This is a genomic window from Citrobacter sp. RHBSTW-00881, from assembly GCF_013728515.1.
GTDB classification, from domain to species: domain Bacteria; phylum Pseudomonadota; class Gammaproteobacteria; order Enterobacterales; family Enterobacteriaceae; genus Citrobacter; species Citrobacter braakii.
This window is the reverse complement of sequence record NZ_CP056269.1, coordinates 1,714,480-1,727,753: the sequence shown is the minus strand read 5'-3', so window position 1 is coordinate 1,727,753 and position 13,274 is coordinate 1,714,480. Positions and strand designations below refer to the sequence as shown.

Sequence of the window (13,274 nt, the reverse complement as noted above, 5' to 3'; positions counted from 1 at the left end):
ACATGAGAAAAAAGGCGTCACCTGACTCCATCAGTTATGGCAAGATGACGCTGAAACGTTTCAAGAAGTCTTGCTCTTTTTTCTTCAGCACACAAGTAAAGTTGACAAATTACTTGCTGAATTTAGAGATAACGCACATTTTCTCCGCGGAGGAGAAAAAATTGCTGACGCAAAAACGGCGTCAGCCTGTCAGATTCAGCAGCGTCAGCAAACTGCGTACTCTGACTGAAATGCTATTTTGATTTTTGATGCCGATTTTGATTTGGCTCCCTGTTTATTTTCTGACAAGCAGCGTAAACTCCGCGTCTCTTCACATTATTGATATCAAAACATGCACAACACCCCCGTAGCCGCCACACCCAAGGCGTTTGATTTAACGTCTTCGGCGTTCCTGCTTGTCGCATTTCTGACGGGTATCGCCGGTGCGTTGCAGACGCCAACCCTCAGCCTTTTTCTGACGGATGAAGTCCATGCCCGTCCCGGCATGGTCGGGTTCTTTTTTACCGGTAGCGCCGTAATCGGCATTTTGGTGAGTCAGTTTCTGGCCGGACGTTCAGATAAAAAAGGCGATCGCAAAAACCTGATTGTGTTTTGCTGCGTGCTGGGGATGCTGGCCTGCGTGCTGTTCGCCTGGAACCGTAACTATTTTATTCTGCTGTTTGTCGGGGTATTCCTCAGCAGCTTCGGTTCGACCGCCAACCCGCAAATGTTTGCTCTCGCCCGCGAGCACGCCGACCGTACGGGTCGGGAAGCCGTCATGTTCAGTTCAATATTACGTGCGCAGGTTTCGCTGGCCTGGGTGATTGGCCCGCCGCTGGCCTACGCGCTCGCCATGGGGTTTAGCTTTACGGTGATGTACCTCAGCGCGGCGGTGGCGTTTGTTGTCTGCGGCGTAATGGTCTGGCTGTTCTTACCCTCGATGAGTAAAAACGTGCCTCTCGCGACAGGCGCGGTAGAAGCCCCGCGCCGCAATCGACGCGACACGCTGCTACTGTTTGTTATCTGCACGTTAATGTGGGGGACTAACAGTCTCTATATCATTAATATGCCGTTGTTTATTATCAACGAACTGCATCTGCCGGAAAAGCTGGCGGGCATCATGATGGGAACTGCCGCGGGGTTGGAAATCCCAACCATGTTGATTGCCGGATACTTCGCGAAGCGTCTGGGCAAACGCCTGTTGATGAGAATCGCCGTTGTCGCCGGATTTTTCTTTTATGCCGGCATGCTGTTGGCCCACTCTCCGGCGATATTGCTTGGCTTACAACTGCTGAACGCGATTTACATCGGCATCCTCGGCGGGATTGGCATGCTTTATTTCCAGGATCTGATGCCGGGACAAGCGGGTTCAGCCACAACTCTCTATACAAATACCATTCGCGTGGGCTGGATTATTGCCGGATCGTTGGCGGGTCTTGCCGCTGAAATCTGGAACTATCACGCGGTATTCTGGTTTGCGTTGGTGATGATCGTCGCCACCGTCGCGTGTCTGACGCGCATCAAGGACGTTTAAGGTGCGGTCAGCGCCTCGAGCTCGATGAGATAGACCATGGCCTGGTGCGTCGTCTGTCCGCACATTTCCGCACTGGGCTGTAAACTGGCGCACACTTTTGGCCGCAGAGGCGAAGCAAAAATTTTACAGCGCAGGGATTCATCCAGCTGAACGCATGGTGTATTAGCGGGCTTGCCATCAGGCATGCCGGGGATGGCACTGGAAATTGAAGGCGCAGTGCAACATGCACCACAATCCGGACGGCATTCCATACAGTACTCTCTTTATCGTAAACCATCGGATTGTGCAGGAAGCGCACAGTAACACCTTTTTTGCACCAGCAAAAGCATCAATTCCGCTTGCCTGAATGCCCCGGCGCGAGTAGTTTTACGCGATATTTTAGACACTCCTCATTACAGGATTTTTTCGATGCCAAGAGCGAACGAAATTAAAAAAGGTATGGTACTGAATTACAACGGCAAACTGCTGATTGTAAAAGATATTGATATTCAATCACCAACCGCACGTGGCGCCGCCACGCTGTACAAAATGCGTTTTTCTGATGTTCGTACCGGTCTGAAAGTTGAAGAGCGCTTCAAAGGTGATGACATCGTTGATACCGTCACCCTGAGCCGTCGTGGCGTTGATTTCTCCTATGTCGATGGCAACGAATACGTCTTCATGGATAAAGAAGACTATACCCCGTATACCTTCACCAAAGATCAGATTGAAGAAGAATTGCTGTTCATCCCGGAAGGCGGAATGCCGGATATGCAGGTACTGACCTGGGACGGCCAGCTGCTGGCACTTGAACTGCCGCAAACGGTAGACCTGGAAATCGTTGAAACGGCACCGGGCATTAAAGGCGCGTCAGCAAGTGCGCGTAACAAACCAGCGACCATGAGCACCGGTCTGGTTATCCTGGTTCCTGAATATCTGAGTGCAGGTGAAAAAATCCGTATTCATATCGAAGAACGTCGCTACATGGGCCGCGCAGACTAACTTTTCTGCTGCGACAGCGGTGAAAAGGGACAGCATTTGCTGTCCCTTTGTTCTTTTCAGCCCTGGCTGCTGAGGTAAAAATCATCCACCAACAGAGATTCCAGATACAGCTCATCCTCACGCATAAAATGCGTTATGACGTTAACCGCCTGAGGATAAACCCCCTCTTCGTCCCGGTGTAAACAACTTTCCCGTAGCAGGGGTGCCCAGCACATAATGTGATGATGCAAAAAGTAATATTGCGCCGATAACGTCTCCTTTTTGGTAACCATTCTCGCCATCAGTGCCAGCTGTACAGCAATATGGTCGGCAGGCTCGTTGTCCTGCGGTGTCAGCCCATGCTCGACTAACAGCACATTCATTTCCTTGCGTTCTTCAGGCACGGTCGTATGCGGATAATGCCCCGCATAAGGAGAAACACCGCCAGGAGGTGCCAGCAAAAACAACGAGGCATAGTCCGCCGCCAGCTCCAGCTGTCGGCTTTCCCGGCGCAGCGCCCGAACGAGACTACGTTCCAGGTTTTTGACATCAACGGATAACCCAGGGATAGCCGTCAACGACGCCAGCCACTTTCGGCTTTCCCCGCTTTCCAGGCGGATGAGTTGCTCCTCGTCCAGCTCGCGGAACAGCAGTTGCGAAAACCACTGGTACACCGCCGCCCGCTGTTGATGAATGTGATTATGCTGCACTTGCCCCCTCCTCTTTCACAACCTCCGGCCCGCCAAAGCCCGTGACCTGCGGGGCATTCTCCTGGTATCGCTCCACCTCGACCAGCACCGTATGCGCCGAAGGCCCCTGCGCCAGTTGTGATGTACCGATATCCGCACTCAGCACATTCGGATCGCCATAAGTGCATAATGTGCCCGCTTTCCCGCCTTCCTGCGGCGAATACCACGCGCCTTCATGAATCCGGACGACGCCAGGCGCGTAATCCGGGCTGATCACCACCCCGGCCAGCACCTGGCCTCTGGCGTTAAACACGCGCGCAATATCCCCGGCTTTCAGGCCACGTGCGCGGGCATCCGACTGGCTCATGTACAGCGGCTCTCTTCCTGCCACCGCATAGGTGTTACGAAACGCCTCGCTTGAGCACAACTGGGAGTGCAGACGTTTATCCGGATGGCAGGACTGCAGATGCAGCGGATATTTATCTGTTTTGCTGCCATGGGTACGCTCAAAAGGTTCCATCCACACCGGATGCCCCGGGCAGTCCTCGTAGGCAAAGCCCGCGATGGTTTTGCTGTAAATTTCAATCAGACCAGAGGGTGTTCCTAACGGGTTGATATCCGGCTGTTCGCGAAATTCTCCGTGACGCACCCACGGCTTCCCGGCAGGATATTCAATGTATCCTTCGCCCTGCCAGAAGCTCCCGAAGTTCGGCATACTCACGCCAAGGGACGCTCCCGTTTTCGCGCCCTCATCATAAATGGCTTTTATCCACTGCATTTCATCCCGCTTTTCGCGGTATGTCTCTTCCTGACCAAAGCGTTTGCACAGACCGGCAAAGACATCAAAGTCATTTCGCGCTTCAAACTGCGGTTTAACCACCTGATGTATCGCCATCAGCCCTTTATTCGAGTGTGTACCGAACTGCTCAATGTCATTACGCTCAAAGCGCGTGGTCACAGGCAGGACGATATCGGCAAAACGACAGGATGCTGTCCACTGATGATCCAGAACGACCACGGTTTCCAGCTTCTTCCACGCCTCGATCATGCGGTTACGATCCTGCTGCGCATGGAACGGATTGGCGGCGCTGAAAATCGCCATTTTGATATCAGGGAAAGTTAATGTTTCACCGTTGAAAGCGATCTTTTTGCCTGGCGCCAGCAGACAATCGATCATTCGCGAGGTAGGAATATGCTCTGAAGCGCCGCGGAAATCCGCTTTGTATTTCGCGGCCGGGGGATTGTTGATGCTCCCGAGGCCGGACAGGACGGGACCGGCAGAAGTGACCGTCCCGCCGCCGTTATAGTGCCAGCCAAACCCTACTCCGCCGCCCGGCAAGCCAATTTGGCCAACCATGCTGGCCAGCACCACCAGCATCCACGGATACTGCTCGCCATGGTGCATACGCTGCACGCACCAGCCGCCCATAAACTGTGTCCGGCCTTTGACCAGCAGGCGGGCGAAGTCGCGGATCTGCTCCGCCGTCAGACCGCAGATTTCCGCCGCCCATTCGGCATTTTTCGGCTGCTTGTCGCTTTCCCCAAGCAGATACGGCAAGAACTGTTCAAAGCCCACGGTATAATCGTTAATGAACGCCACGTCATACAGTTTTTCTTCGTACAGGGTATGCGCCAGCGCCAGCAATAACGCGACATCCGTTTGCGGTCGTAGCGCCAACTGCTCACAGCCAAGATAGTTTTGCGACTTGCTACGCACCGGATCAACGCTGATAACGCGCATCTTACCTTGCGCAACCGCTTCTTTAATCTGCTGCCAATAACCAAACGCATCGTGATCGGGAACCAGGAACTCGATCTGCAGATTCTTGATCGGATCGCAGCCCCACAGCACGATGGTTTGGGTATTTTCGATAACCAGCGGGAGTGACGTTTGCTGCTCATAAACTTCCAGCGAACCAATCACATGCGGTAAAATCACCTGCGCTGCGGCTGCCGAGTAGTCGCCGACGGTCGTTACATAGCTACCGTGCAAGCCGAGTCCCCGATCCATCGCGCCGCCGGCCTTATGATATTTGCCAACAATTTGCCAGTCCGCCAGCCCGGTAAAGACGCCAGAAGATCCGTAGGTCTTTTGTACTCGTTCAAGCTCCTCATAGAACAGATCCAACGCCTGATCCCAGCTCACACGGACAAAGCGATTATCGCCGCGCTGGTTGCGATCTGACTTTTCACGCTTGCGCAGCCAGTCCAGCCGCACCATCGGGTAGCGCACACGCGATGGGTTGTAGACCACCTCCCGAACGGCATTGAGCATATCGCAGGGGTATTTGTCATGTTTGAAGGGGCGGGTATCGACCCATTCACCGTTCACGACTTTGGCTTCAAAAGCGCCAAAGTGCGAGCCAGACTGGATCCATTGCTCCGGGTTTTCACCCGCTGCCCAGACTTTTGAGATCAGTGGATTTGGCCCTAAAGCGCTGACGGCACCGACTGCCAGCATTCCGCTTAAAAACCGTCGACGTGACGGATTAAAATCATGAATATCCATAAATTATCCTTTTGAATTGTTAGGTTGAGGTATATCGCTGGCGTGAGTCTGGAGATATTTCAACAACGTACGGTCTTCCACCGGATTAAGCCGGTAGTAGGTGGACATGGATTTCAGTCCGGCGATCCAGCCATTCGCGGAATAACGGGTCGGCGGCGGCGTGCTGTGGCAAGCGCTACAGGTGGATTGCAACATCTGATCGGCGTATTGCCAGAGGGGGTCAATATTGTCGGTAAACCCCTCCGCCGAACTCCAGGCTGTCACGCTTACCTGCTGCCACTCCTGATGTGACTCCGGATCAACCTGTGTTTGCTCAACCTTCACATTGCTCATCAGCGAGGCATCTAATACGGCAGCAAAAACGCGTTTACCCATATACTGGGTAATCACCCGTCCCCGTCCTTTGCTTTCCCGCCAGCCGGTCAGCTCTATCTGAACGTTTTTTCCTTCTCTTTTCAGCACACGCACTTGCGTTGCCGGGTACAGCATCGCTTTACCTGCCGGGCTCTCTGCTGTCGCAGTCAGTGATTTTTCGCCTAACGAATACAGCGTCGTCGCCGTGGGTAACTGCTCTCCCTGACGCTGCAACTGCTTGTAACGATCGCGAAAACCGCTGCTCATATCGGGTTTGTGATGGGCAATGCCTTTGTGACAATCGATACAGTTACTGTCTTTTGCCGCCGCCGCGGTCATTTGCGCCGCTGCATTTGCCGATTGCTTACCGTGATCCATCGCCTCATAGCTATGGCAGGATTTACACGACGCAGAATTATTCGCGCTCATGCGCGCCCATTCTCGCTGGGCCAACTCCGCCCGCTTTGCGGCAAATTTTTCCGGGGTATCGATCGAAGGAGAGATAAAGGTGTGGTAGAGGTCGTTTAAGGCTTGCGTTTTACGAACCAGCGTTGGGACGATGCCTGGCGGAATATGACAATCCTTACACTCCGCACGCACACCTGAAGTATTACGAAAATGCACGCTGGTTTTATACTCCTCGCCAGATGTGCGCATCGAGTGACACGATAAACAAAACTCGGTAGAACTGGTGTAATGAACGCCTTGCCACGTTCCCCAAATAGCCAGGGCCATTGCTACCGCCCCGGCGAATGCGCACCATAGTGCGTTTTTTCTTATCCACGACATGCTTGCCTCCATTTTTTTAATAGCGACACGCTAAGGGATAATAAAAATCAAAAATAGAGACAGCGAAGGCAGATTATAGGAACAGCATCCACTCTATGAGGTTCGTCAAATAGTAATGAGCAGAAGTCCGTAATATAATTACCATCTATAAATAAGGAATTTATCATGCTCAAACTGACTCTCGATAGAGAAAGCCGGACTCCGCTGCAGTTGCAGATATTTCAATTTTATTTACAGGCCATTCAGCGGGGTGATTTGCTGTGTGGAGATAAACTCCCCTCTATTCGCGAGCAGGCTCAGGCATTGAACATTGCCAAAATAACGGTAGTGATGGCCTATGATAAGCTGATGGCGGCTGGGTTAATTAAGAGCCGACACGGCATTGGCTATGAGGTGATATTCACCACGCCTGTACGTGTAACCCCAGCGCATGTGTCCGTACCCCAGGGCTCTCCGCCAGTAACACCAAAAGCGGCCGGGGTCTCTACCGATGTTTACGCAGAGCCTGGGCGGGAGTGCTACTGCCGGATGGGCGTCCCCGATCCCAATGCTTTTCCCTGGGCAAGCTGGCGAAAATGGAATAACGCGCCAAGCGTACTTAAAGAGCAATTGTTTACCCGATATCATTCATCAAATGGATTATTTTCACTGCGTGAGCAACTAGCCAGGTACCTTAATTTATCTCGCGGCATTAATACCCGGGCGGAGAACATCATCATTACCAATGGGATTCAGGAAGGATTGTCGCTGCTCAGTCAAATATTTATTGTTCATCATGCCGTCAGTCAGCAAAAAAAGTGCCACGTTGTAGCCGAATCCCCTTGCTATTCTGGCGCATGGCATCTGTTTAATTATTACGGTGCAGACATTACGTCAATTGCTGTAGATAACCACGGGCTGCAAACAGATAAATTACCCGAATATGAAACCCAGCTTTGCTATGTGACTCCGGCTCACCAGTATCCAATGGGAAGCGTCCTTTCGCTGGAGCGCCGTCAGTCATTATTGACGTGGGCGCAGCGCGTCGGCGCTTATATCCTTGAAGACGACTACGATGCTGTTTTTACCTATGGCGAGAACCCCCTTCCTGCCCTGAAAGCTATGGATTATCACAACCGGGTTATCTACATGGGGACATTTTCCAAAACGCTGGGGCCGGGAACGCGTCTTGGCTATCTCATTTGTCCTGATGAACTGCTCCCGGCAGTAAAGAATATGAAAGCGCTCAACAACAACGGCAGTCAGTGGCTATTGCAGCAATTTTTAGCCGAATTAATGCAAAATCAGGTGTTTTACTCGCACATCAGCAAGCTGGCCTGCAACTATGCGGCGCGCCTCAATCTGTTACGCGATGGCCTTTCTGTTCTGTTTCCGTCAGGGAAAATCGCTGGCGCAACGGCGGGTCTGCACCTCTCGTTACGCGTTGACAGACACCCTGATATGATCGCCAGGCTACAACAGCGCTGCCTGCTGGCAGGGATCCGCTTTGACACTCTGCCAGATATAGAAAATGGCTCAGGAGCCGCATGGCGTAGGGAGAACAGCGATGCTGTTATGTTTTTCGGGTTTGGCGGATTGCAGATACAGCAGATCAAAAAGGTGCTGTCGGTACTGGAGCAGGCGCTAGCGCAGCCTTGATGAATTTCAGGGATCGCGCCTGCGGCACAATCCCTGTTGTTAACCTTACAGCAGATCGCGGAACTGCGTTTGTTTTAACGCCAGCTCAACGCCGCGAACTTCCGCCAGCCCTTTCAGGCGACCAATCGCGGAGTAGCCTGGGTTGGTTTTCTTGTGCAGGTCGTCAAGCATCTGGTGTCCGTGATCCGGACGCATCGGGATAGGACGCAAATCGCCCGCCTTTTTACGGCGCTGTTCTTCGCTCAGGATGGCAGCAACCACCGATACCATATCCACATCGCCTTGCAGGTGCGCACCTTCGTGGAAGGTTTTCGGGTTATCTTCACGGCAGGTGGAGCGCAGATGCGTGAAGTGGATTCGATCGCCAAAGGTTTCGATCATTTTCACCAGATCGTTATCGGCGCGCACGCCGTAGGAACCGGTGCACATGGTGAAACCGTTATTGATGCTGTCGACGGTTTCTTTCAGCCACTGCATATCTTCGATAGTCGAAACAATGCGCGGCAGGCCGAGGATCGGACGCGGCGGATCGTCAGGGTGGACAGCCAGACGCACGCCGACTTCTTCCGCCACAGGCACAATCGCCCGCAGGAATACCGCCATATTATCGCGCAGATCGTCTTTGCTGATGCCGTCATATTCAGCGAGACGCGCACGGAACTGATCCAGCGTATAGCCCTCTTCCGCACCGGGCAGGCCGGCAATGATATTGCGGGTCAGCTTTTCGATATCGGCATCGCTCATAGCATTGAAGTAATTCAGCGCCTGGCGTTGTTCTTCTGCGGTGTAATCCGCTGCGGCGCCAGGGCGCTGAAGAATATGCAGTTCGAAGGCTGCAAAAGCAATCTGGTCAAAACGTAGCGCTTTGGAGCCGTCCGGCAGCTGATATTCGAGATCGGTACGCGTCCAGTCGAGGATCGGCATGAAGTTATAGCACACGGTATCGATGCCGCAGGTCGCCAGATTACGGATACTCTGCTGATAATTGGCAATCCACGTTTGGTACTGGCCTGAACGCGTTTTGATATCTTCGTGGACAGGAATACTTTCCACCACCGACCAGGTCAGCCCTTTTTCAGCCAGAATAGCCTGACGCTGTTGAATCTCTTCTACCGGCCACACTTCACCGTTGGGAATGTGGTGCAAGGCGGTCACAACACCCGTTGCGCCAGCCTGACGCACATCATCAAGCGATACCGGATCGTTAGGTCCGTACCAACGCCAGGTTTGTTCCATTGTTTCACCCCACAAGTTGTTATACCAAATTAAACTACCTGAATGACGACTACCATACAGCCATCCTGGAGATGTTCAACAGATGGCCTATCATTGATTGATCCATCTCACATTCCCCGGATAAATGAGGCACACCAATTCAATTTGCTATCATATAACTTTATACTGCCATTGTTAATTAATGGTTAATCAGGTGTATTTAATGAAAACTATTGCCTCAGCGCCTCTGGCGGAAAATGTCATGATGCCGCAGTACGACCGCCAACAATTAAAAACGCGGATTGTACATTTTGGTTTCGGTGCTTTTCACCGCGCCCATCAGGCGTTATTAACCGACAGGGTGCTGAATGCGCAGGGCGGAGACTGGGGGATTTGCGAGATCAGTCTGTTCAGTGGCGATCGGCTGATGCGTCAGCTTCGCGAACAAGATCATTTATTTACCGTGTTAGAAAAAGGGACTAACGGCAACCAGCCTATTGTTATCGGTGCCGTTAACGAATGCCTGAACGCCACGCTGGATTCGCTGGCGGCCATTATTGAAAAATTCTGCGAGCCTCAGGTCGCGATTGTCTCGTTAACCATCACGGAAAAAGGCTACTGCATCGATCCGGCAACGGGTTCGTTAGATCTCTCTAATGCGCGTATTATTCACGATCTGCAGACACCGGCTGAACCGCACTCCGCCCCCGGTATTATCGTTGAAGCGCTGCACCGCCGACGTGAACGTGGACTGCAGCCATTTACCGTCCTCTCCTGCGATAACATCCCGGACAATGGCCATGTGGTAAAAAATGCCGTACTGGGGATGGCGGAAAAACGCTCTCCTGAGCTGGCGCACTGGATCCAGGAACACGTCAGTTTCCCGGGTACTATGGTGGATCGGATTGTTCCCGCCGCCACCGAAGAGTCGCTGGCTGAAATCGCCCATGAGCTGGGCGTTGCCGATCCTTGCGCAATCAGCTGCGAGCCGTTTATTCAGTGGGTGATTGAAGACAACTTTGTCTGTGGTCGTCCGCAATGGGAAACCGCGGGTGTCCAGATGGTTGAAAACGTCTTGCCGTGGGAACAAATGAAACTGCGGATGCTGAACGGCAGCCATTCGTTTCTCGCTTATCTCGGCTATCTGGCCGGATTCCAGCACATCAGCGACTGTATGCAGGATAGCGCATTTCGTGAAGCCGCTTACCGGCTAATGCTCACCGAACAGGCCCCCACGCTGCAAATTACCGATGTTGATTTAAACCAGTATGCCTTAAGCCTGCTGGACCGCTTTGCCAACCCGGCGCTGAAACACAAAACCTGGCAAATCGCGATGGATGGTAGCCAGAAATTACCCCAGCGAATGCTGGAAGGGATCCGCGTGCATTTAGCACGTCAAAGCGAGTGGCCGCTGTTGGCGCTCGGCATCGCAGGCTGGATGCGCTACGTGAGCGGTGTGGATGATTCAGGCGCTACGATTGATATTCGTGACCCGCTCAGTGAGAAAATTGCCTCTCTGGTGGCACAGAGCACTGAATCAGAACGCGTCAGCGCCCTGCTTTCTCTGCATGAGATTTTCTCCGCCGATCTCGTACAGAATCCGCAGTTTGTCGCGGTCATTCAGCAGGCCTGGCAACGTATTGCCCAATACGGTGCGCATCAGGCTGTCATTGAAACGTTAAAAAATTAACGATTTCTGCCATTAAACAGGACGAAGCACGTCTTCGTCCCCTCCCCCCTTCTCTTTTTCCCCATTTTTCGCCAGGATTGTTAAATGCCATTACGGTAATTTATGATTCTGGAGTAATTGTGACTAAAACCAATCTCATCACTGGTTTTCTCGGCAGTGGCAAAACCACCTCTATTCTTCATCTATTGGCGAACAAGGATCCCGCAGAGAAGTGGGCCGTGCTGGTCAATGAGTTTGGTGAAGTAGGTATTGATGGCGCCCTGTTAGCCGACAGCGGCGCATTGCTAAAAGAGATCCCCGGCGGCTGTATGTGCTGCGTTAACGGTCTACCGATGCAGGTTGGCCTCAATACGCTGCTGCGTCAGGGAAAACCCGATCGATTGCTGATTGAACCTACTGGCCTCGGACACCCTAAACAAATTCTGGATTTACTCACCGCACCGGTTTACGAACCGTGGATCGATCTGCGCGCGACCCTCTGTATTCTTGACCCCCGGCTGTTACTGGATGAAAAAAGCGTCGCCAATGACAATTTCCGCGATCAGCTGGCCGCCGCAGATATCATTGTTGCCAATAAAGCCGACCGCGCCACAGCGGAAAGCGAAAACGCCTTGCAAACCTGGTGGCAACACTACGGCGGTAATCGCCAGTTGGTTCATGCCGACCATGGGCAAATTGACGGGCAGTTACTGGATTTACCCCGACTAAACCTGGCAGAGCTTCCTGCAAGCGCAGAGCACGCCCATAGCCATGCAGACAAAAAGGGACTGGCTGCATTGAGTCTGCCGTCACAGCAGCGCTGGCGGCGCAGCCTGAACAGCGGCCAGGGCCATCAGGCCTGCGGTTGGATTTTTGACGCCGATACGGTGTTCGATACCATCGGTCTGCTGGAATGGTCCCGTCTTGCCCCCGTGGGGCGCGTGAAAGGTGTCATGCGTATAAAGGAAGGGCTGGTGCGCATTAACCGCCAGGGAGACGACTGGCATATTGAGACGCAAAACGTCGCGCCACCGGATAGCCGTATTGAACTCATCGCCGATACTGAGACCGACTGGAATACGCTACAGAGTGCATTGTTGAGACTTCGTTTAGACGCTAACGCGTAAGGTTGCCTTCGTTTTTATAGCAATGGTAAACGATGATGAAAACCCGATACCCTCTTATTCTCCTACTCAATATTGCGGGACTGGCGCTGTTTCTGTCCTGGTATCTTCCTGCCGGGCATGGGATCTGGTCTTCATTGGATACGGGCGTTTTCCGCTTCTTTAACCAGAAACTGGTGGAAAGCCCGCAGTTCTTGTGGATTGTTGCTATTACCAATAACCGGGCATTTGATGGTTGCTCATTGCTGGCAATGGGCGCCCTGATGCTGCATTTTTGGCTGAAAGAAACGTCGGAAGGTCGCCGACGCATTGTCGCTATTGGCCTGGTTATGCTGCTCACCGCAGTGGTATTAAATCAGTTAGGCCAGGCGCTTATTCCCGTTAAACGCGCCAGCCCTACTCTGATGCTGGATAATATTTATCGCGTCAGCGAACTGCTGCATATTCCGACTAAAGATGCGTCCAGAGACAGTTTCCCCGGCGATCACGGTATGATGCTGCTTATTTTTTCCGCATTTATGCTGCGTTATTTCGGAAAAGTCGCCGGAATAATCGGCCTTATTATCGCTGTGGTTTTTGCCTTTCCACGCATAATGATTGGCGCTCACTGGCTCACCGATATCGTGATCGGTTCCATGACTGTCGTCTTGATTGGTCTGCCCTGGTGGCTAATGACACCGTTAAGCGACCGATTAGTCACTCTGTTTGCGAATTATCTGCCCGGTAAAAACAAACAATTCTTAAACAAATAACGCAGAGTTATTAACATCATCAGGGAAAACTCTGATTCCCTGATGATGCTTGTCAATATTTC

The 13,274-nt window shown here is 52.5% G+C and carries 11 protein-coding genes; 6 read left to right on the top strand and 5 right to left on the bottom strand.

Annotation, left to right across the window (positions count from 1 at the left end; all coding sequences use genetic code 11):
- Nucleotides 1-331 precede the first annotated feature (331 nt).
- A complete protein-coding gene (gene setB / locus HV311_RS08160; protein ID WP_191220949.1) occupies nucleotides 332-1,513 on the top strand; it encodes a sugar efflux transporter SetB in 1,182 nt (393 codons plus the stop codon).
- Here the strand turns inward: setB and HV311_RS08155 are convergent.
- On the bottom strand, nucleotides 1,510-1,764 hold the full coding sequence (locus tag HV311_RS08155; RefSeq protein ID WP_181627205.1) for a YkgJ family cysteine cluster protein: 255 nt from the start codon (nucleotides 1,762-1,764) through the stop codon (nucleotides 1,510-1,512). The two genes, setB and HV311_RS08155, sit on opposite strands and share 4 nt — an antisense overlap.
- Nucleotides 1,765-1,921: 157 nt before the next feature.
- Here HV311_RS08155 and yeiP point away from each other — a divergent pair, with 157 nt between their 5' ends.
- A complete protein-coding gene (yeiP, locus tag HV311_RS08150) occupies nucleotides 1,922-2,494 on the top strand; it encodes an elongation factor P-like protein YeiP (RefSeq protein WP_016153740.1) in 573 nt (190 codons plus the stop codon).
- Nucleotides 2,495-2,550: 56 nt separating this feature from the next.
- Here the strand turns inward: yeiP and torD are convergent, their stop codons facing one another.
- The 3 genes from torD to torC are packed head-to-tail and all read right to left on the bottom strand — an operon-like array spanning nucleotide 2,551 to nucleotide 6,814.
- Entirely contained in the window at nucleotides 2,551-3,183 is a 633-nt protein-coding gene (gene torD / locus HV311_RS08145) for a molecular chaperone TorD (RefSeq protein ID WP_191220948.1), read from the bottom strand.
- Nucleotides 3,173-5,671: a trimethylamine-N-oxide reductase TorA gene (gene torA / locus HV311_RS08140; protein ID WP_191220947.1), complete on the bottom strand. Its 2,499-nt coding sequence runs from the start codon at nucleotides 5,669-5,671 to the stop codon at nucleotides 3,173-3,175. Before torA ends, torD begins: the two co-directional genes overlap by 11 nt.
- 3 nt (nucleotides 5,672-5,674) lie before the next feature.
- Complete coding sequence (torC, locus tag HV311_RS08135) at nucleotides 5,675-6,814, bottom strand: pentaheme c-type cytochrome TorC (protein WP_191220946.1); 1,140 nt, start codon at nucleotides 6,812-6,814, stop codon at nucleotides 5,675-5,677.
- A gap of 165 nt (nucleotides 6,815-6,979) precedes the next feature.
- Here torC and pdxR point away from each other — a divergent pair, with 165 nt between their 5' ends.
- The gene (pdxR, locus tag HV311_RS08130; RefSeq protein WP_016156993.1) at nucleotides 6,980-8,452 is read left to right on the top strand and encodes a MocR-like pyridoxine biosynthesis transcription factor PdxR; all 1,473 of its coding nucleotides are present in this window, start codon (nucleotides 6,980-6,982) and stop codon (nucleotides 8,450-8,452) included.
- Nucleotides 8,453-8,497: 45 nt separating this feature from the next.
- Here pdxR and uxuA read toward each other — a convergent pair whose 3' ends face one another.
- Nucleotides 8,498-9,688, bottom strand: a complete 1,191-nt coding sequence (gene uxuA / locus HV311_RS08125) for a mannonate dehydratase (protein WP_016156994.1) — start codon at nucleotides 9,686-9,688, stop codon at nucleotides 8,498-8,500.
- 202 nt (nucleotides 9,689-9,890) lie between these two features.
- Here uxuA and HV311_RS08120 point away from each other — a divergent pair, with 202 nt between their 5' ends.
- The 3 genes from HV311_RS08120 to HV311_RS08110 all read left to right on the top strand — a co-directional run bounded on the left by HV311_RS08120 (nucleotide 9,891) and on the right by HV311_RS08110 (nucleotide 13,212).
- Nucleotides 9,891-11,357 (top strand): mannitol dehydrogenase family protein, encoded by a 1,467-nt coding sequence (locus HV311_RS08120; protein ID WP_191220945.1) that lies wholly within the window; start codon nucleotides 9,891-9,893, stop codon nucleotides 11,355-11,357.
- A gap of 119 nt (nucleotides 11,358-11,476) precedes the next feature.
- Nucleotides 11,477-12,463: a CobW family GTP-binding protein gene (locus HV311_RS08115; RefSeq protein ID WP_016153747.1), complete on the top strand. Its 987-nt coding sequence runs from the start codon at nucleotides 11,477-11,479 to the stop codon at nucleotides 12,461-12,463.
- 35 nt (nucleotides 12,464-12,498) lie between these two features.
- Nucleotides 12,499-13,212 (top strand): phosphatase PAP2 family protein, encoded by a 714-nt coding sequence (locus tag HV311_RS08110; RefSeq protein WP_181630643.1) that lies wholly within the window; start codon nucleotides 12,499-12,501, stop codon nucleotides 13,210-13,212.
- Nucleotides 13,213-13,274 lie beyond the last annotated feature (62 nt).